Origin of the sequence: Enterococcus gilvus ATCC BAA-350 (assembly GCF_000407545.1) — a bacterium.
Classification (GTDB): domain Bacteria; phylum Bacillota; class Bacilli; order Lactobacillales; family Enterococcaceae; genus Enterococcus_A; species Enterococcus_A gilvus.
On record NZ_ASWH01000001.1, the window covers coordinates 1,702,721 to 1,724,574 of the forward strand.

Consider the following 21,854-nt stretch of genomic DNA (forward strand, 5'->3'; position numbering starts at 1 on the left):
GCCCCTTACCGTTTCGCTAATTCCTCTTGAAGTAATTTATTTACAACACCAGGGTTTGCTTTCCCTTTAGTTGCTTTCATGATTTGTCCAACAAGGAAACCAACAGCTCGGTCTTTCCCATTTTTAAAGTCTTCAACTGATTGTTCGTTGTTATCAAGCACTTCATTGATCATAGGAAGTAATTGTGCAGGATCAGATAATTGGACAAGTCCTTTCGCCTCAACGACTTCTTTGGCCTCGCCGCCGTTTTGAATCAATTCACGGAAGACTTTCTTCGCGATCTTAGAACTGATTGTTCCATCAGAGATCAACGTGATCATACCTGCTAAATTATTTGGTGTTAATTTAGTTTCAGCTAATTCCAACTTTTCACTATTCAAGTAGGCTGAAACTTCACCCATTAACCAGTTGGATGCTTGTTTCGCATCTGCCCCTTCTGCTAATGTTTCTTCAAAGAAATCAGACATTTCGCGACTTAACGTTAAGACCATAGAATCGTATTCAGGCAACCCAAGTTCTTCCACATAGCGTTTGCGACGCGAAGCGGGCATCTCAGGCAATGCTTTCCCAACTTTTTCAATCCATTCGTCATCGATTTCAAAGCGGGGAATATCTGGCTCAGGGAAATAACGATAATCACTAGAGCCCTCCTTGACACGCATCAAGATGGTCTTGTTCGTTCCTTCGTCATAGCGGCGTGTTTCTTGTTGGATCGTTCCGCCAGATAACAATACTTTTGTTTGGCGTTGTACTTCAAAGGTCAAGCCTTTTTTAACAAAGCTGATAGAGTTCAAGTTTTTCAACTCTGTTTTTGTACCAAATTCTTCTTGTCCGTAGGGGCGTAGAGAGATATTGGCATCACAACGCATAGAACCCTCTTCCATCTTCACATCACTAACACCAGTGAATTGGATGATTGAACGCAATGCTTCTAAATAAGCATTTGCTTCTTCCGGTGAACGCATATCTGCTTCAGATACGATTTCGATCAACGGCGTGCCTTGACGGTTTAGATCGACAAAGGAATAGCCACCGATACCGTGCATATTTTTACCTGCATCTTCTTCTAAATGGACGCGTTCGATACGAATCTTTTTCTTTTTCCCGTTGACATCGATCTCGATCCAGCCATCATGGCCGATCGGCTCATCAAATTGAGAAATTTGGTAGGCCTTCGGATTATCTGGGTAAAAATAGTTTTTACGGTCAAAATGCATATTTTTTGAAATTTCACAGTTTAACGCCAGGGCCGCTTTCATCCCAAATTCGATTGCTGCTTTATTCATAACTGGCAGCACACCTGGATAGCCCCAATCGATGATACTTGTATTTGTATTTGCTTCCGCACCAAAGTGAGCGGGCGCAGGTGAAAAGATTTTAGAGTTTGTTTTTAATTCTACATGGACTTCAAGTCCAATGACTGTCTCTAAGTTCATTATTTGTCCCCCCCTAAAATCACTGGTTTTTGCTTATGGAAATCCGTTGCCTGTTCAAAGGCATAGGCGGCTTTGTACATCGTTGACTCATCAAAATGCTTGCCGATGATTTGCAGACCGACCGGCAATCCTTCAGAGAATCCGGCAGGAACAGACATACCTGGCAATCCTGCCAAGTTCACAGGGATCGTCAAAATATCGTTCAAATACATCGTGATCGGATCATTGATATTTTCACCAATGCCAAATGCCACAGTTGGTGAGGTTGGACCAATGATCAGATCGTAATCTGCAAAGACCTTATCAAAGTCTTGTTTGATCAATGTCCGAACTTGTCCAGCTTTCTTAAAGTATGCATCATAATATCCAGCAGAAAGTGAGAATGTTCCTAGCATGATCCGACGCTTCACTTCATCACCAAAACCTTCAGTCCGAGTGTTGACATACACATCTTCTAAGTTTTGAACGTCTTCAGAACGGAACCCATAGCGAATACCATCAAAGCGTTGCAAATTAGAGCTTGCTTCGGATGAAGCGATGATGTAATAGACTTCTACCCCATATTTTGAATGCGGCAGGCTAACTTCTTCAACAGTTGCCCCTAATGCTTTAAAGGTTTCTACTGCTTTCGTAATTGCTGCTTTGACGCCCGGTTCGATTCCCTCTGCCATAAATTCTTTTGGCAAAGCGATCTTCATTCCTTTAATATCTCCTGTTAAACCAGCCGCAAAATCAGGAACAGAGACACCGGCGGAAGTCCCATCTTTAGGGTCGTAGCCGCTAATCGCGCTTAACGCTAACGCATTATCCTTCACGGTGCGGGTAAAGGGTCCAATTTGATCCAACGATGAAGCAAATGCAATCAGACCAAAACGAGAGACACGTCCATAAGTTGGTTTTAAACCGACAACCCCATTAAATGCTGCCGGTTGGCGAATACTACCACCCGTATCACTCCCTAAAGAAACAGGGACTTCTCCAGCAGCCACTGCTGCGGCAGAACCACCTGAAGAACCTCCGGGAACCTTTGTTTGATCCCAAGCATTTTTCGTTTTCTTAAAGTAAGATGTTTCGCTCGAACTTCCCATTGCAAACTCATCCATGTTGAGTTTACCTACTGGAATCAAGTCAGAGCTGTAAACCTTCTCCATGACTGTTGCATCATAAATAGGATCAAAATTAGATAAAATTTTCGATGCAGCGGTCGTCAAGAGTCCTTTTGTCACGATGTTATCTTTGATACCGATTGGAATACCCGCTAAGGCATTCTCATCAGAGATCCCTTTTGCATCGATCGCTTTAGCCATTTCTAATGCTTTTTCTTCATTTAAAGTAATGAACGCATCGACTTTCTCTTCAGTCTCTTTGATCCGGTCGAATGTTTCGTTTGTTAAGTCCGTTGCCGTGATTTCTTTTGAAACCAAAAGAGTGTGTAATTCTTCGATTGATTTATCGTATAATTTTTCCATTATGCACCAGCCTCTCCATTGTCAATGATCGCCGGAACCTTGATAAAGCCATCTTCGTGTTCCGGAACGTTTTTCATTAACTCATCACGCGACCAGCCTTGATCAGCTACATCCTCGCGCATGACGTTGATCGTTTCTAATACATTGGAAGTAAATGGCACGCCTTCTGTATCAACTTCCCCAAGTTGTTCGACCATGTCGATTATTTTGCCTAATTGATCCGTAAAACCGGTCAATTCATCTTCTGAAAAAGAAAGCTTCGCAAGTTTCGCGACATGTTTCACTTGTTCTTCATTGATTGCCATAATATCCCTCTTTCTTTTGTCAATTTTCAATCATTTTATCATAACTCTATTAGAATTCACGTTTTTTTCCTGAAATTTTTTGAAAAATCGCTCTTATCAATAAAACACAAATAAAACAGCTTCTAATAGATGTAACGCTTTTTATCATACCCGTTCGTGAATCCAATCGTCAATCGTCATTTAGACAAAAATACTTAATCTGTATGACTTTCTTCGATTGCTTGAATCATTTGTTTCTCATCCCAAATGTCAATTCCAAGATTTTGTGCTTTCGTCAGCTTGCTTCCGGCTTCTTCCCCAGCTACCACGATATCTGTTTTTTTAGATACACTGCCAGTAACTTTTCCACCGAGCAGTTGAATCTTTTCCTTTGCATCTTCCCTTGTGTAGTCTACGAGTTTTCCAGTGAGCACGATCGTTTTATCTTTAAATGGAGACTCCACTTCTGCTAATTGGCTAGCACGGATGCCTTTGTACTCAAGGTTTACATGCCGATCTTTCAGCTCTTGCATCAATTCATGTACTTCTTCGTTCTCAAAGTACGTCACTAAACTGTCCGCGATCGTTTCTCCAATCGTATTCAGTCCAACAATTTCTTCTTTCGTCGCTTGACTGACACCTTCAAGACTGCCAAAATGCTCTGCCAATATACCCGCGGCTTTTGCGCCAACATGGCGAATTCCTAGGCCAAAAATTAAGCGTTCCACTGAATTTTCACGACTGGCGTCAATGGCCTGTAGGATATTCTCTGCAGATTTATCTTTGATCTTCTCTAATGTGAGTAACTGTTCTTTCTCTAAAGAATAGAGGTCGGCTACGTCTGAAACCAACCCTTTATCAAACATTTGTGCTAACACGCGAGGCCCTAATCCTTCAATATTCATCGCATTCCGAGACACAAAATGGCTGAGCCCCTCTTTGATTTGTGCGGGGCATTTTGGATTGATACATCGTAGAGCAACTTCCTCATCTAAATGAACCAGTTCACTGCCGCAGATCGGACAGTGCGTCGGAATCGGGTAGGGTTCACTGTCAGATGGCCGTTTCTCCAGAATCACCCGAGAAACCTCAGGGATAATATCCCCTGCTTTGTATACTAAAATAGTGTCCTTTAATCGTATATCTTTCTTCTCGATATAATCACTATTATGAAGACTGGCCCGGCCAACAGTGGTGCCGGCTAGACGAACCGGCGCCATAATTGCTGTAGGTGTCAGCACACCCGTCCGACCAATCGTCCAATCAATGTCCAACAATGTTGTCTGTGCTTCCTCTGGCGGAAACTTGTAGGCTGTTGCCCAACGTGGTGCCTTCACCGTAAAACCTAGATCATCTTGAATGCTAAAATCGTTCACTTTGATGACGATACCGTCAATTTCATAATCTAGCTGCTCTCTTGTTTCGTGGAAATTCTCAATGTATTCCCAAACCTCATCAATAGTCTCACAGACACGGTGCTCAGGATTTGTTCGGAATCCTAAACGGGACATCTCATTGAGCGCATGATCCTGCGTTGTTGATTCTAATGGACCAAAATCTGCCAGTGTGTATAAAAAGGTACTCAAATTTCTTTTGGCTGCGACACGAGTGTCTAATTGCCGTAAGCTTCCAGCAGCAGCGTTTCGAGGATTGGCAAATACTTCTTTTCCTTCCTCTTCTCGTTGCTGATTGAGTTTGACAAAAGAGGCTTTAGGCATATAACATTCCCCACGCACTTCAATGGACAAGGGTTCTTTCAGACGTAGGGGGATGGACTTGACCGTTTTTAAATTTTCAGTGATATTCTCGCCCACAGTGCCATCACCACGAGTAGCCCCTTGAACAAACACGCCATTTTCGTATTTCAATGAGATCGATAACCCGTCTATTTTTAATTCCACACAATAAGAAACCGGATGTCCCACTGCTTTTTTCACACGTTCATCAAAAGCGATCAATTCTTCCTTGTTAAAAACATCATTCAAACTGTATAGAGGAATATCGTGCACCACTTTTTCAAATCCCTCTAAAATTTTCCCACCCACGCGTTGTGTAGGGGATTCTGGGGTGATAAGGTCAGGATATTCAGTCTCGATTTCAACAAGTTCTTGATATTTCTTATCGTAAACAAAATCCTCCACTGAGGGTTGATCTTGTACATAATATTCATAGGAATACTGATTTAGTTCATCTCGAAGTTCGGCTGAACGTTTTTCCGCTGCTTGAAAAGTCATAGCTTCCAAGAATATCCCTCCTAAAATTGGTTTCTATTATTATTTTTGTATTTTTTCAATTGGTGCAAAAGCGGCAAGCAATCGTTTGACCCCTTGTTGAGGAAACGCGATATCTAACTCCACATCTTTTGCATTCCCACTGACCTTCACCACAGTACCGACACCCCATTTTTTGTGTTGAACTTTGTCGCCAGGGTTCCAGCTTTCGTTCTCCCCGCCAGAGGCAGTTTTATCCATTTTGGGTTCTCGGGTAGCATGCTGATACTTAGGCTTCATAGGAGTGGTAGCTGTACTGAAAGGATTACTAAACGTCGCTTTAGGCTGCGGCTGCATCCCCACAGCATTTAACAAGCTGTCATCAATCTCTGCCACAAAACGAGAAGGCTGATTGTATTGCGTCTTCCCATAAAGCGTCCGAGAAAATGCATTGGTCAGATACAGGCTTTCTTCCGCACGGGTGATCCCGACATAAGCCAATCGACGCTCTTCTTCTAATTCAGATTCTTCCATTAAAGACCGAGACAATGGGAAGATTTTTTCTTCCATCCCAATTAGAAAGACAATTGGAAACTCCAAGCCTTTAGCCGCGTGTAAGGTCATCAATGTTACTTGTGCGCTATCCTCTTGGTAATCGTCTAAATCGGAGACTAACGCCAAATCGTTTAAGAAAATCGCCAATTTTTCTTCTGGTGCATTTGCTGCATCGTCTTCTTGCGTCTCATTCCGCTTATCAAATTCTTTCGTTACAGTACGGAATTCCTCTAAGTTTTCTAAACGGGATTCTGCTTCAAGCGTTCGCTGATTTTTCAATTCATCCAAGTAGCCAGTTCGTTCTAAAACTTGATCCACAAGATCTGTCACAGGTAAATAGGCGATCATTTCTTGAAACTGCGAAATCATCGTACCGAATTCACCGATCATCCGACCAGCTTTTCCAGAAATATTGGCTAAATCGACATTTTGCGAGGCTTCCACCATCGACCAATCATGCATCGCTGCAAAATTACGTAATTTCTCAACAGAAGCTGCACCGATCCCACGCTTTGGTGTATTGATCACTCGTTCAAAGCTGACGCCGTCTCGAGGATTATTGATGATATTCAAATAAGCGATGATATCCTTGATTTCTTTACGATCATAGAATTTATGACCTCCAACCATGGTATAGGGCACATTTGATTTCACGAGGGTATCCTCGATTACACGGGATTGCGCATTTGTCCGATACAATACAGCAAAATCGTTATAGCTGCGGTTGTTGGCTTGGATTTCCTCTTTGATCTTACTCACGATAAATTGTGCTTCATCTCTCTCGCTATCCGCACGATAATACGTGATTTGTTCCCCTGCTTGATTGTCCGTCCACAAGTTTTTGTCACGGCGATTGCTGTTATTTTGAATCACCTGGTTGGCCGCATCCAGAATACTCTTTGTTGACCGGTAATTTTGTTCCAATAAAATAACTGTCGCATCGTTATAGTCTTTTTCAAAGTCTAAAATATTCTGCATGTCCGCGCCGCGCCAGCCATAAATACTTTGATCCGCGTCTCCCACGACACATAAATTTCGGAAACGAGCAGCCAGCATATTTACTAGCGTATATTGTGCATGGTTGGTATCTTGATACTCGTCCACATGCAAATAATGAAATTTGTTTTGATAGTACGTCAATACTTCTGCGTTGTCTTCAAACAATCGGATCGTGTTCATGATCAAATCGTCAAAGTCCATGCTTTGATTGTTCCGCAACGCTTTCTGATACGCATCATAACAATGCGCAACAATTTCCTCGAAAAATGAGCCTTGGCGTTCTGCATAAGTTTCAGGTGTCAACAACTCATTTTTTGCATTGCTGATCGCACCTAAGATGGATCGAGGATCATATTTTTTTGGATCAATATTTAATTCTTTTAAGATTCTTTTCATTAAGGTTTGCTGGTCTGAACCATCTAAAATCGTAAAATTCCGATCATAACCGATCGCATCCACGTCACGTCGCAAAATGCGCACGCACATTGAGTGAAACGTTGATACCCAGACATCTTCGCCGCCTTTGCCAAGAATACCATTGACCCGCTCTTTCATCTCTCGAGCTGCCTTATTTGTAAAGGTGATCGCCAAAATATTCCAAGGGTTCACGTTTTTTTCTTCTATTAAATAAGCGATGCGATGCGTCAAGACCCGTGTCTTTCCACTTCCTGCTCCCGCCATGATCAATAGCGGGCCTTCTGTATGAAGAACCGCGTCTTTTTGTTTAGGGTTTAGTCCTGCTAACAAGTCCAGTTTGTTTGGCATGCAAAACGTCCTTTCTCTATTCAATCTTTTTTATTATAGCATCTCGGAAAGTTTCGCGACACTAGCAACAATTTAAAAAAACGGATTCATTCATTCATACTTGTTTTTCATGTGAAATCGCGCTAAATTAATTAATGGTGTAAACAGAAATTATACTTTTTATGGCATAAAAAAACAATCATCTTAAGAAGGTACAGCATGAAAAAAGAACATGAAATCAAACGTTTAGATAGCACGAAAGTTATTTTTATCTTGAAAGGCATTCTTATCGGAGGGATTGCCGGTATTATCGTCAGTCTTTTTCGTCTCGCAATCGAGAAAATGATGGCTCATATAGTGACCTTTTATCTATGGTTCCGAGAAAATCCTTTATGGCTGATCCCATGGATTCTCGTAATGCTGAGCTTCGCGTGTATCGTTGGGCTTTTGATCAAATCAGAACCCGATATTAAAGGCAGCGGTATCCCCCAAGTAGAAGGAACGCTTCAAGGAGAAATTTCGTTGCGCTGGTTTTCGGTCTTGTGGAAAAAATTTATCGGAGGGATCTTATCTGTGGGTTCAGGCCTCTTTTTAGGTCGAGAAGGGCCTTCGATCCAACTGGGTGCGATGGTTGGGCAAGGGTTTAGCGAAATTACGCAGGCCTCTACTTCTGAAAAAAAGATTTTCATATCTAGCGGCGCTGCGGCTGGACTAGGTGCGGCCTTTAACGCGCCAATTGCTGGATTGCTTTTCGTAATTGAAGAGGTCCACCATCATTTTTCTCCTTTGATTTGGCTGACATCTCTGACTGCCGCCTTAACAGCGAATTTAATTTCATTGAACTTTTTTGGATTAAGACCTGTCCTGTTTATCGCAAATGTCCCGTCTTTGCCGTTGAAGGAATATGGGTGGCTAATTGGACTGGGGGTTCTCCTGGGACTTTTAGGTTATGTCTATCAACTAGTTTTGTTGTCTCTGCCGCGTTGGTATAAACATACCCATCTTCCAGAATACCTTTATGGGATCGTTCCTTTCTTATTGATCGTTCCTATCGCCTTCTTTTTTCCGCATTATTTGGGCGGCGGGAATCAAATTGTTCTAGCACTTGGTGAACGCAATCTTTCATTGAATTTATTGATTTTTCTATTTTTATTGCGCTTCATTTTTTCAATGGTGTCCTATGGTGCGAATCTTCCTGGGGGTATTTTTCTTCCTATTTTGACATTAGGCGCGTTGATTGGTGGAATTTATGGAACAATGCTTCATCAGTGGGCCGGACTAGATGCCCAATTTATTCGGGACTTCGCGATCTTTGCAATGGCTGGGTATTTTACAGCGATTGGGAAAGCTCCGCTGACGGCAATTATTTTAGTGACAGAAATGGTTGGAAACATCACTCATCTGATGCCTTTAGCTGTGTGTTCCCTTACTGCATATGTAGTGAATGATTTGTTAGGCGGAAATCCGATTTATGAATCGTTACTTGAGCGGCTGTTAAAAGGGCTCCTTCCAAGCATCACAGGAAACAAGACGATCATTGAATTTCCCGTAACGGCAGAAAGCACCTTAGATGGCACCATGGTAAGAGATTTCAACTGGCCGAAAGAAATGCTGTTGATCTCGATTCGGCGAGGCTCTTCTGAAATCCTCACTCATGGAGATACCGTGATGAAAGTCGGCGACCTGCTTATGATTTTAACGGATGAAGGGTATACCCAGAAAATCAAGAAACAAATTCGTGAGCGATCCGATGCAGCAATTGCCAAGAAACAAGACAAAGCAATCAGCGATTGAATCGAAAGCAAATCCATAAAATTCTTAACAAATGAAAAGCCAAACGACTTTTTACTTTTCATTTGTTAAGTAAATTATCGTTTGACTTTTCAATTGTATTTTATAAGTGAATACAGATCTTCTTATTTTTGTATCAATCCTGCAACTTTTTGGCTAAGGTTTCGTTGATGTACACAGAAACTTGACCATCATTGACAGGGAATACACCTTGTCCATTTTCATCCAAGGTCACCCGTGCGTCGTTGTTGCCTAACAGGTCTACGAAGGTCTTGCCTTCATGGATAGCACTGATCGTCATTTCTTTCTCTCCGCCTGTCGCATTGGTCATAATAACCGCGGCACCAGAATCCTCATCGTCAAACGCTCCTGTCAAGGTCCAGCCAATGACATTCGAGTCATCAAAATAATCCGCTTGGTTTCCAAAATTCGCTGTATCGCGTAATTTAATTAGGCGGTTCAATCCCTTACCAACGGCTTCCGTTTTATCTGTTCCATATAAGTCTCCCCAGAATACTACGGGCGTTCCTTCATTTCTCAACAAAATCAAGCTGTACGCCTGAAGTTTGAACCAACCTTCAACCCAGGATTCTAAACTTTGACCGGGCTGAGTATCATGGTTATCAACAAATGTGACCGCCCAGTCTGGACGCGTCTCGATCAATGTCCCTGAGAAAATCTGACGCATATCAAACTCTCCCATCGTAGACGATGCCTGGAAAAGATTAAAATGCAGCGGAACATCAAAAAGGGAAATCAAATTCCCTGATGAATCTAGATAATCCTGCAATTTATCCAATTCATCCGACCAATATTCCCCTACCACGAAAAGGTCTTCTCCCTTTTCCCCTCGGCGGTGCAATAGCCAATCAACAAATAAATCAAAACGAATATGCTTGACCGCGTCTAAACGATACCCATCCATATCTGTTAGTTCTTGGTACCATTTCCCCCATTTGTCCAACTGCTCAACGGTCTCAGGATTTTCCATGTCGAGGTTGCACCCCATCAAATAATCGAAATTGCCGTTTTCATCATCTACTTTTGGCTCCCAGCCCTTATCGGCGAAATTAAAGATCGCATGATCCTTTTCACGTGCGTCGTAATCGACACCAGAAAAATTTTTCCAATTCCACTGATAGTCGTTGTATTTCCCCTTGCGGCCAGGAAATGTGAATTTTGTCCACGCTTCGATTTCTTCTTCTCCAGAGCTTGGCTTGGTTCGATCATCAAAGTGGTAAGATACTGCCGAAACAACCTCCGTTTCGTCCGCCCCCATAAAATGATCAAATACAATGTCCGCATAAGTCTTTAAGCCAGCTTCTTTTAATGCAGCAATACTGCTCAAATAGTCTTCTTTTGTTCCATACTTCGTGGCGATACTTCCCTTTTGATCAAATTCGCCCAGATCATAAAGATCATAAGTTCCATACCCTACATCATTAGCACCTTCTGAGCCTTTGTAGGCCGGGGGCATCCAGATCGCATTGATACCAAAGTTGCGTAATTCTTCTGCTTTTTCAGCCAGTGTTTTCCAGTGTTTTCCATCCGCAGGAAGATACCATTCAAATCCTTGTAAAATTGTTTGTTTTCTCATAACCTTCACCTCCATATCTATCATACCGAAAGTGAAAGATCCTTCAAAATATGACGCCCTAAATACCCGTTTTAAATGTTTTTGACTGTTTGTGGCTGTTTATGGTTGAAAAAAGAAAATAATTGTGATAGTATTTCAGGTGAAGGAGGATTGAAAATGCTTACAGAAGAACGACACCGTAAAATAATCGAATGGCTTGAACGTGATGGATTAGTGAAATCACAAGATTTGATCCAGTATTTAGACGCTTCTGAATCAACTATACGACGTGATTTGCAAGAGTTGGAAGATTTGGGAACTTTGGAACGCGTTCATGGCGGCGCAAAGCGACCTCAACATTTGGAACAAGAATTGGGGATTTTTGAAAAATCATCCAAAAACGTCCAACAAAAAAAACTTGTTGCTCAACTAGCAGCAGAATGTATCGTTGAAGGTGACGTCATTTATTTGGATGCTGGCACCACGACTTCTGAGATGATTCCCTATTTGACAAACCGAGCAATCACTGTCGTCACGAATTCCGTTGGTCTTGCTGCCCGGCTCGTTGAATTGCAAATCGCAACCATCGTTTTAGGCGGTCGAATAAAATTGACAACAGATGCCGTTGTTGGTTCCCAAGCCTTAGAACAGTTGAAACAATACCGGTTCAATAAGGCCTTCATGGGAATGAATGGTATTCATCTCGATAGCGGATTTTCTACGCCCGATCCTGAAGAAGCGATCCTTAAGCGGACAGCCATTCAACAATCTGAAGAAGCTTTTGTTTTAGTTGACCATAGTAAATTCAACCAAACGAGCTTTGTCAGTGTCGCTCCATTGTCTGCGGCTTCAATCCTCACAGATACCTGTCCTTTGGTTATTCATGATCAAATCACAGAACAAACTACCCTGAAGGAGGTTTCTGTATGATCTATACAGTGACACTTAACCCATCTATCGACTATATCGTTCACGTTGATAAACTTACGATTGGCGACGTCAATCGAATGAAAACTGATTTTAAGCTACCCGGCGGAAAAGGGATCAATGTTTCCCGAATCTTGAAGCGTATTGATAATGATTCGACCGCGCTAGGATTTCTTGGCGGCTTTACCGGACGCTTCATCGAAGAATGGATGGAACGAGAAACAATCCAAACAAACTTCACACCTGTTAGCGATGACACACGGATCAACATCAAATTAAAAGCCAAAGAGGAGACAGAGATTAACGGTCAAGGCCCAGTAGTTTCTGCGGAAGAAATGAATGAACTAAAAAAAGTATTGGCTCATTTATCCTCCGAAGACATTGTTGTTTTATCTGGCAGCAAGCCTGCGAGTGTTCCAACCGGCTTTTATCAAGAATTGATCGAGATCATCAAGTCTCAAGGCGCCTCTTTTGTCATTGATACCACCGGGGCCGACTTGATGGATGCGTTAGAAAAAGGACCTCTATTGGTAAAACCAAATAACCATGAATTAGCCGATCTTTACCAAACAACCTTTAACTCCGTTGAGGATATCTACCCATTCGGCCAAAGATTATTGGATGAAGGCGCGCAGCATGCGCTAGTTTCTATGGCTGGTGATGGCGCGTTGCTCTTTACTAAAGACGGGATCTATCGCTCCAACGTATTGAAACGCTCCGTTAAAAATTCTGTTGGCGCAGGAGATTCCATGATCGCCGGTTTCGTCGGCAACTATACGAAGAGTCAAGATCCTGTTGAAGCATTTAAATGGGGCGTTGCTTGCGGTAGTGCAACTACCTTTTCAGATGACCTAGCCACTGCAGAATTTATTCAAGAATTATTACCAGAAGTAGAGATCACTAAAGTTAAGTAATAGGATCTCCCTTCTGTTGAAAAATATGTATCAATTTAGAATTTGGAGGAATTATAATGGATATTAAAGATTTGTTGATCAAAGATGCCATGATCATGGACTTGCAAGCAACCACAAAAAAAGCTGCAATTGATGAAATGGTTCAAAAAATGTACGACGCTGGCCGAATCTCAGATATTGCTGTTTACAAAGAAGGTATCTTAAACCGTGAAGCGCAAACCTCAACTGGTTTAGGCGATGGGATCGCGATGCCCCATGCTAAAAATCGCGCTGTAAAAGAAGCGACTGTTTTATTCGCAAAAAGCAAAAATGGTGTTGATTATGAATCATTAGATGGTCAACCCACTTACCTGTTCTTCATGATCGCCGCTCCAGAAGGCGCGAACGATACGCACTTGCAAGCATTGGCTGCCTTATCAAGACTTTTGATCGATCCAGACTTTGTTGCTAAATTAAAATCTGCTGAAACACCGGATCAAGTACAAGCGACTTTTGAAGAAGCAGAAAAAGCAAAAGAAGCGGAAGAAAAAGCCGAAGCGCAAGCGGCGGCAGAAGAAGAAATCAAAGACACCAATCGCCGGTACATCGTCGCAGTAACAGCCTGCCCTACCGGAATCGCACATACGTACATGGCTGAAGATGCTTTGAAAAAGAAAGCAAAAGAAATGGGCGTAGACATCAAAGTTGAAACAAACGGCTCCGAAGGGATCAAACATCGTTTGACAGATGAAGAAATCGCGCGAGCAGATGGTGTCATCGTTGCAGCCGATAAAAAAGTCGAAATGAATCGTTTTAATGGAAAAGAATTGGTGAATCGTCCCGTGAGTGATGGGATTCGTAAGCCAGAAGAATTGATCAATTTAGCATTAAGCGGCAAAGCGCCTATCTACCGTGGAAGCGGCGAAGAAAGCGCATCAAATGAAGAAAAAAGTGATAACGGTACTGTTGGACAACGCATCTATAAAGATTTAATGAACGGTGTTTCTCATATGTTGCCATTCGTTATCGGCGGCGGGATCATGATCGCGTTGTCATTCATGATCGACCAATTTATGGGTGTTCCGCAATCAGAACTTGCTAACCTGGGGAATTACAACCAAGCAGCTAGCTGGTTCAACCAAATCGGCGGCGCAGCATTCGGCTTTATGCTTCCTGTACTTGCTGGATTTATCGCGTCAAGTATTGCTGATCGTCCTGGTCTCATCGCTGGTTTTGCTGCTGGTGCTTTAGCAAATGCTGGTGGTGCTGGGTTCTTAGGTGCATTGATCGGTGGTTTCGTCGCTGGTTATGTCATTATTTTCTTGAAAAAAATCTTCAAGAACTTGCCTAAGTCACTTGAAGGAATCAAAGCCATTTTGTTCTACCCATTCTTTGGCTTGATGATTACTGGTTTCTTGATGTTATTAGTCAATATTCCAATGAAAGCAATCAATGATGGCTTAAATGGTTTCTTAACTGGTCTTAGCGGTTCAAATGCAATCTTGTTAGGTGCTCTACTTGGCGGAATGATGGCTGTCGATTTAGGCGGACCTATCAACAAAGCAGCTTATGTATTTGGTACTGCAACGCTAGCTTCTACTGTCGCACAAGGCGGATCGATCGTTATGGCTGCTGTTATGGCCGGTGGGATGGTTCCACCTCTAGCTATTTTCGTTGCCACTCGCTTATTCAAAAACAAATTTGAAAAGAGCCAAGTGGATGCTGGTCTGACAAATATCGTTATGGGTCTTTCCTTCGTTACTGAAGGAGCCATTCCCTTTGCTGCTGCCGATCCAATTCGCGTGATTCCAAGTTTCGTTGTCGGATCTGCTTTAGCTGGCGGATTAGTTGGTGCTGTCGGCATCAAACTACTTGCTCCTCATGGTGGGATCTTCGTGGTTCTATTGTTAAGCCACCCATTGTTATACCTTCTGTTCATTGCCATCGGCGCAATCGTTTCAGGCGTTATCTATGGTTTAGTTAAAAAACCTGTCGCACAATAAAAATACAAAACCCCCGCATTCTCAATGAGAGTGCGGGGGGTTTTTGTTCATTACATCCAACGATCTTTTCTATGAACGCGAACAGGTTGCGGTTTGGGTTTGATCGTAAAAAGGATCATCCCAATAAAGAAAACTAAAATGGCTAAAGGAATCTCTAGTGACGAAAGGGGCAAAGCAAAAATCATTCCGACAATCAGTAAACAACTACTCATAATTTTGACGTATCTCAGATCCATAACTAACCTCTCCTTTTTTCATACTAAAGAATGACTTTTCAAACTATCTATCCTAACAAGAACTTCTCCTACAACTATAAATACTTTTTAAACACTGCTCGTTTAAATCTCGAGAATGTCTAATTGATTCTTCGCAGAAACTTTCTTTTGATCAATAAACGAAACGGTTAAATGCTTCGCCTCTTTCTCTAAAGAAAAAGTCAAAGAATCATTTTTTCGGCTAACCTGATGAATCGTCATATCTTTCAATACCGATTTTAATTCCTCTAAAGGAAAATCCAGAAAAGCTTTTTTAGGGATAAATAATTGTAAAACAGCGGTGTAATCTTTATAACGCATATCTTGAATTTCAAATTCGATGGAATCACGAATGTAGTATTCAAACGCGGCCAATCCTTTGTCCAAGGTCAGCTCCGGGTAGAGAATATGATAATTCATCATTCGTTCACTTTCATCATCGATCCAAGGAAAATATGCCAGTGCGTTCAATCCACCCTTCATGCGATTGACGCGGTATTGATTGGTTAAAAAATTATAGGTACGAGTCACAAAGTAGGATGCCTCGCTTTTCTCGGTTGGCTGAAACTGCTCATTTTGGTATTGCACCGTTTGAACGACAGTATCCTCAAAAGCAAACTCGATATACGGCTGCTTCAACAATCCGACGCCGTTCGTATAAGACAATTGCGAGATCCCCAATTGCGCCCGAAATAGCTGCTGAAATCTTAGATTCGCTTCTTCCTTCCATTGGAAAGGATCTTTATATAGCTCGAAGAAAACTCCCTCACCAAGCGCCTCCACTCGTTCCACCTGCTGGATCTCTAATAATAATTGTTTTGCAAATAGTTTTTTATAGGGTGCTCCTAGGAACAGCCACCAGCACGCGGTTAAGCATACACCTTTATAAAAGACATCATATCCAGGAAATGCATTGCAATCTATGACCACATCTCCATTAAGCCCTTTCATTTTAGGCAGAAGATTCGTCTCTTCAGCGGTTTCAAATGATCGACGTTTAGACAAATCACTCGTATTGTGGTACAAATATTCTTCATACGACCGAATGTATGAAAAGAAGCCATATTCTATCAATCGCGTCTTTAAGTAATCCAAATAAACAGTTTCCCAAAAATAGAAATTTTTTTCTTTAAGAATAGCCTTCTCAAACAACGTATCTCCCAATACATGGATCGTGGTTTCTTCTTCCGCATTTTTCAATTGAAGCCAGGAATCCTCTTTTTCACCAAAACCATCAATCTTTTGTTTCAATTGAATCGAGTCAAACGCCTGCTCTTTCCCGTTAATAATCATCATGTCTGGTTCCAGCAATAGGCGACTCATCGTTAACCAATCATTGGTTTTCGATTGGATATCGGCTTGCTTCAAATCATAAAGCTGGCTGACACTATAAATTTTCTGATTGTTTTCCATTGCTTTCCCCTTTCTCATCTCTCTATTATAAGTATATCTTAAAGATTTAAAAAACCCTATGAAATTGATTACTAAGGAGAAAAAAATTGTATACTATAATGGATTGTGTTAAAACTAAAATGGAGGTGTTCAAATGGGCTTAAAATTTGAAAAAACCGATGATTTAGACAAGTTGTTTGAATCATTTGTCGTAGATCCTACTAAAGATGTGCAAAAAGATGAAGATATTCAAAAGTTCTTAAAACCAAAAACTGAACAGAATGATAAAAAAAAGGATCAGGCTTAAGCCTGGTCCTTTTCAATTGCTGCTTCAATCGCTTGCCATGCCTCTTCTTTTCCTTTTTTTGTTTCGGAAGAGAAAAGAATGAATGTATCATCGGGATCAAAGTCCAATTTCTTTTTGATTTCACTCGTGTGCTTGTTCCACTTTCCACGAGGGATTTTGTCCGCTTTAGTAGCAACCACGATTACTGGGATATTATAGTACTTCAAAAATTCATACATCTGTACGTCTTCTTTACTAGGATCATGGCGAACATCTACCAACGAGACCACCGCGCGTAATTGCTTACGGCTGGTAATATAGGTCTCTATCATTTCTCCCCATTTTGCACGTTCCGTTTTAGAAACTTTTGCGTATCCGTAACCGGGCACGTCTACAAAATGCAGCGCATCTTCAATCAGATAGAAATTTAACGTTTGTGTCTTTCCGGGTTTGCCGGAAGTCCGTGCTAAATCCTTACGATCAATTAATGTATTGATAAAAGAAGACTTTCCAACATTTGAACGACCTGCCAAAGCGATCTCCGGCAGCTCCGTCTCAGGGTATTGTTTTGGTGAGACCGCACTAATAACGATCTCTGCATTATGGACTTTCATTCTTTCACGCCTTTCAAAAAGGGTTCACAAATGACTTTGTGAACCCTCACTTACTAACCTGCTTTTTTCTTGTCGTTGTGGTACTCAATGATAGGTTTTCCTGTTCCTTCAACAGAGTCTTTTGTCACAACAACTTTTTCAATGGATTCATCTGAAGGAATATCGAACATAACATCCATCATGACATCTTCAATGATAGAACGCAATCCACGTGCTCCCGTGTTACGAGAGATAGCTTTATCCGCAATAGCACTTAAAGCATCCGCGTCGAAGTCTAATTCTGTGTCGTCATAAGAAAGCAGCTTTTGGTATTGTTTGACCAATGCATTTTTTGGTTCAGTCAAAATACGAACCAAATCTTCAGTAGTCAGTTTTTCCAACGCTGTGGTCACTGGCAAACGCCCAATGAATTCAGGGATCAGCCCGAATTTCAAAAGATCTTCAGGAATGATCTTTTGCATCATGCTTTCTTCTTCATTGATCTTTTTATTGTTTTTACCAAATCCAATCGTTTTTTCGCCTAAACGGTTTTTAACGATTGTTTCGATCCCATCAAAGGCACCACCAACGATAAATAGAATATTTGTCGTATCGATTTGGATAAATTCTTGATGAGGGTGCTTACGTCCACCTTGAGGCGGAACACTGGCAACCGTTCCTTCAAGAATTTTAAGGAGCGCTTGTTGAACACCTTCGCCGGAAACATCCCGAGTAATCGAAACATTTTCACTTTTACGTGTGATTTTATCGATTTCATCAATGTAGATGATTCCCTTTTCAGCACGTTCAACATTGTAATCTGCAGCTTGCAACAGCTTCAATAGAATATTTTCAACATCTTCACCGACATAGCCGGCTTCAGTCAAACTCGTTGCATCCGCAATAGCAAATGGCACATTTAAGGTTCTTGCCAATGTTTGAGCTAAGAATGTTTTACCTGACCCTGTAGGCCCAATCAAACAAATATTACTCTTTTGCAATTCAACTTCATCAATGCCGTCGTTTTCAGTATTTACCCGCTTGTAATGATTATACACAGCAACAGATAATGCTTTTTTCGCACGATCTTGACCGATCACATATTGATTTAACACATCTAATAGTTCTTTTGGTTTTGGCACATCAATAAATTCACGAATCGCTTCTTCATGGAATTCTTCATCTATAATCTCTTTACAAAGGTCGATACATTCATTACAAATGTATACTCCTGGACCCGCGACAACTTTTTTTACTTCTTCTTGGGTCTTTCCGCAAAATGAACAGCGGACTGTTTCACCTGCGCCTGTGCTCTCATACATGGCTTTCACCTCTTGCTTCTTTCTCTACAAGTGTTTCCACGATTGCAGTCTTTATCTATAATAACATAAAGCGTTGAAAACACAAAGAATCCAAAAGAAATTAGAAAGGAATTTTAAAGAAAAAAGTTCTCGAAAAATCGAGAACTTTTGATCTATTTTGCGTACCAAGCTAATCCTTCATATCTCCAGCCATGCTTAACTAAGTTATTTTTTTCGTTTGTATTCAACGTGTAGTGATGCGAGCCTGCTTTAGCATTTGGGTTGTACAAGCGATGCAAGGCATTCGGCCCACCGGAATACCAAGAAACTCCTTCGTAGCGCCAGCCTTTTTTGATTAAGTTATCTTTCTCATAGGCATGAAGTGTGTAATGATGGTCTCCAGCATTCGGGTTATATAAACGGTACACCGGATTGCCTGAGGTCGGTCCGTTCCAACCTATGCCTTCATATCTCCAGCCCTTAGAAACCAAGTTGTTTTTTTCAGCAACGTTCTGTGTATAGAAATGTTCTCCGCTATTAGGATTATAGACGCGGTACATTTGGATACTATTTGCTGGCGGCTTGGGTGTTGGATTACTAAATGTAGAGGTGTAATCAGCATTGATATCAAAATTCCCGTTCACGCCTGGGAAAGATAATTGAGAGGACCACTGCCAAGCACCATATTGCGTATAGAAATTCGTTGTCGAAAGATTATACGGATAGGCAGCAACCCAGATGTTTTTATTTCCAATTACTCCAGCATTGATTTTCCCCGTATTCAACCAATTCAAACCAACATAATGACGAACATTTCCATATCCTAGTGATTTCAATCGATTTTCAAATGCTCGTGAATTATTCGTATGATTTCCTTTGCCTAAAATCTTAGGCTCTTCAATATCGTTAACCATGACTGTTCCGCCACTCAAGCCAAATCTTTTCGCTGCCGCAGCAAAATAATTTGCTTCTGCTACTGCCTGAGCATCACTCGTGAACCAGCTGTAATGGTATGCCGAAACTTTCATTCCAGCTGCCATGGCGTTATTAATTTGAGATTGTGCATTTGGATTTGTGTAACTTGTAGCTTCTGTCAATTTTACAACTACACCGGTAACACCATAACTCATCATTTTTTGGAAATTCGCTACAGAAATATTTCCGTTATGAGAGGAAATATCTACGAAGCTTTTACTCGGTGTATTGGTATTTGTCGCTGAAACTGAAGGCAATGAAGCAAATAGCTGAATCGACGGATAAAGATCTGAGCGTCCAGTCGGTAAGTTCATCGTCCCTTCCGGCGTATCTATCTGTCTCTCAGGAGCTGCTGTCTCCTCTTCTGTTTGTTCGGTTGCCTCGTCTTGCTCCAAACTACTTTCTGTCGAGTCTGTTGACCCCAAGTCTCTCTCTTGTGTGTTCTCAGAACTTGAATCAACCACAGGAACTGTTTCTGTAGTTTGAGTACTACTCTCTATTTTATTTTCCTCAGCCAAGACTGATACTGAGAAATTTAAGCACAAAATAGTTAAAAAACTTAATCCAAGAATTTTTTTCTTCATTTTCTCCTCCTTAAGGTATAAAGCACAAATAGTTCGAAAAGTATAAAATTACCAATTAACAAAAGTCATTAATAATTCAATTTTACCAAATTTAAGAGATTTTTTGAAGTTATTCGTTATAATTATCGATAAAAAAGAGAAAACTAATTTTGTCCCTTGATGGGCTCCCAATCTACAGCCTTTAGACACAAAAAAGCATGTAGCACAAAACGCGCTACATGCTTAAAATCATTCGTTGATTATTTTTCTACTGCTGTACCTGTTACTAATTCTACAGCTTTTTTCATTTTGATATCGTGTTCTAACATATCTTCTGTTAATACACGTTTGATTTGGTCTTCAGGCATTTGGTACATTTCAGCCAAATCTTTGATTTCTTTCGCGATGTCTTCTTCAGAAGCTTCAATTTTTTCAGCTTCAACGATTGCTTCCATCACTAGATTTGTTTTCACGCGGTTCTCAGCTTCACCTTCAAATTGTGTATGAAGATCTTCTTCAGTAGAACCAGTTAATTGATAATACATTTCTGGAGAGATTCCTTGACGTTGCATATTGTTTAAGAATTCATCCATTGAACGGTGAACTTCGTCGTGCACCATTACATGTGGAAGTTCAACGATTTCAGCATTTTCAACGGCTTGCTTGATTGCAGCTTCGTCTTTTGCTTCTTTCGCAGCTTCTTCTTTTTGTTTTGTCAATTCATCACGGTACTTCGTTTTTAACTCATCTAAAGAATTTACTTCTTCATCCACGTCTTTTGCGAAGTCATCATCTAATTCAGGTAATTCTTTTGCTTTTACTTCATGGATAGTTACTTTGAATACAGCTTCTTTACCAGCAAGATCTTCTGCTTGGTAGTCTTCTGGGAAAGTAACTGTTACATCTAGGTTTTCACCTGCTTTGTGACCAACTAATTGTTCTTCAAAGCCTGGGATGAATGAACCAGAACCTAATTCAAGTGAATAGTTTTCACCTTTGCCGCCTTCAAACGCTTCGCCATCAACGAAACCTTCAAAGTCAATTACTGCAGTATCTTCGTTTTCAGCAGCTTCGTCTTCTTTGATGACTAATTCAGCTTGAGATTCTTGTTCTGATTTCAAGCGTGCATCTACATCTGCATCTGATACTTCTACTTCTTGTTTAGGAACTTCTAATTCTTTGTAGTCGCCTAGCTTCACTTCAGGTTTTACAGTTACTTCTGCTTTGATCACCCAAGTTTCGCCTTTTTCCATGCTGTCTACATCGATTTTTGGTTGAGAAACTGGATCGATTCCCGCTTCTTTTACAGCTGCTTCATAAGCAACTGGTAATACGTCGTTCAAAGCATCTTCATATAACGCTTCTTCACCGTACATACGGTTAAATACTTGGCGAGAAACTTTCCCTTTACGGAAGCCAGGTACGTTAAGATTTTTCTTTACTTTGTTGAATGCATTTGTTAATCCTTTTTGAATCTCAGTTTGTTCAATTGAGAAAGTTAACACACCATCGTTGGCGCCTGTTTTTTCAAAATTTGCAGTCACTTTTGTTCCCTCCGAATACTAATATACTTGCATTTTACATACCATTAAATATTACACTA

17 protein-coding genes are annotated in these 21,854 nt (G+C 41.1%); 5 read left to right on the forward strand and 12 right to left on the reverse strand.

Annotated features, from left to right (window positions below; genetic code table 11):
- Positions 1 to 5 precede the first annotated feature (5 nt).
- The 5 genes from gatB to pcrA form a co-directional block, all read right to left on the reverse strand.
- Positions 6 to 1,436 (reverse strand): Asp-tRNA(Asn)/Glu-tRNA(Gln) amidotransferase subunit GatB, encoded by a 1,431-nt coding sequence (gene gatB / locus I592_RS08375; protein WP_010780635.1) that lies wholly within the window; start codon positions 1,434 to 1,436, stop codon positions 6 to 8.
- Complete coding sequence (gene gatA, locus I592_RS08380) at positions 1,436 to 2,905, reverse strand: Asp-tRNA(Asn)/Glu-tRNA(Gln) amidotransferase subunit GatA (RefSeq protein ID WP_010780634.1); 1,470 nt, start codon at positions 2,903 to 2,905, stop codon at positions 1,436 to 1,438. The genes gatB and gatA overlap by 1 nt, the downstream gene beginning before the upstream one ends.
- Positions 2,905 to 3,210 (reverse strand): Asp-tRNA(Asn)/Glu-tRNA(Gln) amidotransferase subunit GatC, encoded by a 306-nt coding sequence (gatC, locus tag I592_RS08385; protein ID WP_010780633.1) that lies wholly within the window; start codon positions 3,208 to 3,210, stop codon positions 2,905 to 2,907. The genes gatA and gatC overlap by 1 nt, the downstream gene beginning before the upstream one ends.
- Positions 3,211 to 3,404: 194 nt before the next feature.
- Entirely contained in the window at positions 3,405 to 5,423 is a 2,019-nt protein-coding gene (ligA, locus tag I592_RS08390; RefSeq protein WP_099046858.1) for an NAD-dependent DNA ligase LigA, read from the reverse strand.
- Positions 5,424 to 5,462: 39 nt separating this feature from the next.
- Positions 5,463 to 7,718 carry a DNA helicase PcrA gene (gene pcrA, locus I592_RS08395; protein WP_010780631.1) on the reverse strand — a complete coding sequence of 752 codons (2,256 nt, stop codon included), beginning with the start codon at positions 7,716 to 7,718 and terminating at the stop codon, positions 5,463 to 5,465.
- 198 nt (positions 7,719 to 7,916) lie between these two features.
- Between pcrA and I592_RS08400 the strand changes: the two genes are divergently transcribed.
- Positions 7,917 to 9,491 carry a ClC family H(+)/Cl(-) exchange transporter gene (locus I592_RS08400; RefSeq protein ID WP_010780630.1) on the forward strand — a complete coding sequence of 525 codons (1,575 nt, stop codon included), beginning with the start codon at positions 7,917 to 7,919 and terminating at the stop codon, positions 9,489 to 9,491.
- A 133-nt stretch (positions 9,492 to 9,624) separates the two neighbouring features.
- On the opposite strand, the gene I592_RS08405 is transcribed toward I592_RS08400, so the two are convergent.
- Positions 9,625 to 11,085 carry an alpha-amylase gene (locus I592_RS08405; protein WP_010780629.1) on the reverse strand — a complete coding sequence of 487 codons (1,461 nt, stop codon included), beginning with the start codon at positions 11,083 to 11,085 and terminating at the stop codon, positions 9,625 to 9,627.
- Positions 11,086 to 11,241: 156 nt separating this feature from the next.
- On the opposite strand from I592_RS08405, the gene I592_RS08410 reads away from it, so the two are divergent.
- From I592_RS08410 to I592_RS08420, 3 genes are read left to right on the forward strand one after another with little or no spacing between them, the layout of a single operon-like run.
- Positions 11,242 to 11,994, forward strand: coding sequence for a DeoR/GlpR family DNA-binding transcription regulator (locus I592_RS08410; protein WP_010780628.1), 753 nt, complete (start codon positions 11,242 to 11,244; stop codon positions 11,992 to 11,994).
- The gene (pfkB, locus tag I592_RS08415; RefSeq protein WP_010780627.1) at positions 11,991 to 12,905 is read left to right on the forward strand and encodes a 1-phosphofructokinase; all 915 of its coding nucleotides are present in this window, start codon (positions 11,991 to 11,993) and stop codon (positions 12,903 to 12,905) included. Before I592_RS08410 ends, pfkB begins: the two co-directional genes overlap by 4 nt.
- A gap of 56 nt (positions 12,906 to 12,961) precedes the next feature.
- Positions 12,962 to 14,887, forward strand: a complete 1,926-nt coding sequence (locus tag I592_RS08420) for a PTS fructose transporter subunit IIABC (protein ID WP_010780626.1) — start codon at positions 12,962 to 12,964, stop codon at positions 14,885 to 14,887.
- A 50-nt stretch (positions 14,888 to 14,937) separates the two neighbouring features.
- Here the strand turns inward: I592_RS08420 and I592_RS08425 are convergent, their stop codons facing one another.
- The gene (locus tag I592_RS08425) at positions 14,938 to 15,123 is read right to left on the reverse strand and encodes a hypothetical protein (protein WP_010780625.1); all 186 of its coding nucleotides are present in this window, start codon (positions 15,121 to 15,123) and stop codon (positions 14,938 to 14,940) included.
- A 102-nt stretch (positions 15,124 to 15,225) separates the two neighbouring features.
- Complete coding sequence (locus tag I592_RS08430) at positions 15,226 to 16,554, reverse strand: beta clamp domain-containing protein (protein WP_010780624.1); 1,329 nt, start codon at positions 16,552 to 16,554, stop codon at positions 15,226 to 15,228.
- Positions 16,555 to 16,687: 133 nt separating this feature from the next.
- On the opposite strand from I592_RS08430, the gene I592_RS21615 reads away from it, so the two are divergent.
- The gene (locus I592_RS21615; protein ID WP_010780623.1) at positions 16,688 to 16,840 is read left to right on the forward strand and encodes an SPJ_0845 family protein; all 153 of its coding nucleotides are present in this window, start codon (positions 16,688 to 16,690) and stop codon (positions 16,838 to 16,840) included.
- On the opposite strand, the gene yihA is transcribed toward I592_RS21615, so the two are convergent.
- The 4 genes from yihA to tig form a co-directional block, all read right to left on the reverse strand.
- On the reverse strand, positions 16,837 to 17,433 hold the full coding sequence (yihA, locus tag I592_RS08435; RefSeq protein WP_010780622.1) for a ribosome biogenesis GTP-binding protein YihA/YsxC: 597 nt from the start codon (positions 17,431 to 17,433) through the stop codon (positions 16,837 to 16,839). The genes I592_RS21615 and yihA overlap by 4 nt on opposite strands.
- 53 nt (positions 17,434 to 17,486) lie before the next feature.
- Positions 17,487 to 18,734 carry an ATP-dependent Clp protease ATP-binding subunit ClpX gene (clpX, locus tag I592_RS08440; RefSeq protein WP_010780621.1) on the reverse strand — a complete coding sequence of 416 codons (1,248 nt, stop codon included), beginning with the start codon at positions 18,732 to 18,734 and terminating at the stop codon, positions 17,487 to 17,489.
- Between the two features lie 152 nt (positions 18,735 to 18,886).
- The gene (locus I592_RS08445) at positions 18,887 to 20,272 is read right to left on the reverse strand and encodes a GH25 family lysozyme (RefSeq protein WP_010780620.1); all 1,386 of its coding nucleotides are present in this window, start codon (positions 20,270 to 20,272) and stop codon (positions 18,887 to 18,889) included.
- 239 nt (positions 20,273 to 20,511) lie between these two features.
- A complete protein-coding gene (tig, locus tag I592_RS08450) occupies positions 20,512 to 21,795 on the reverse strand; it encodes a trigger factor (protein WP_010780619.1) in 1,284 nt (427 codons plus the stop codon).
- Positions 21,796 to 21,854 lie beyond the last annotated feature (59 nt).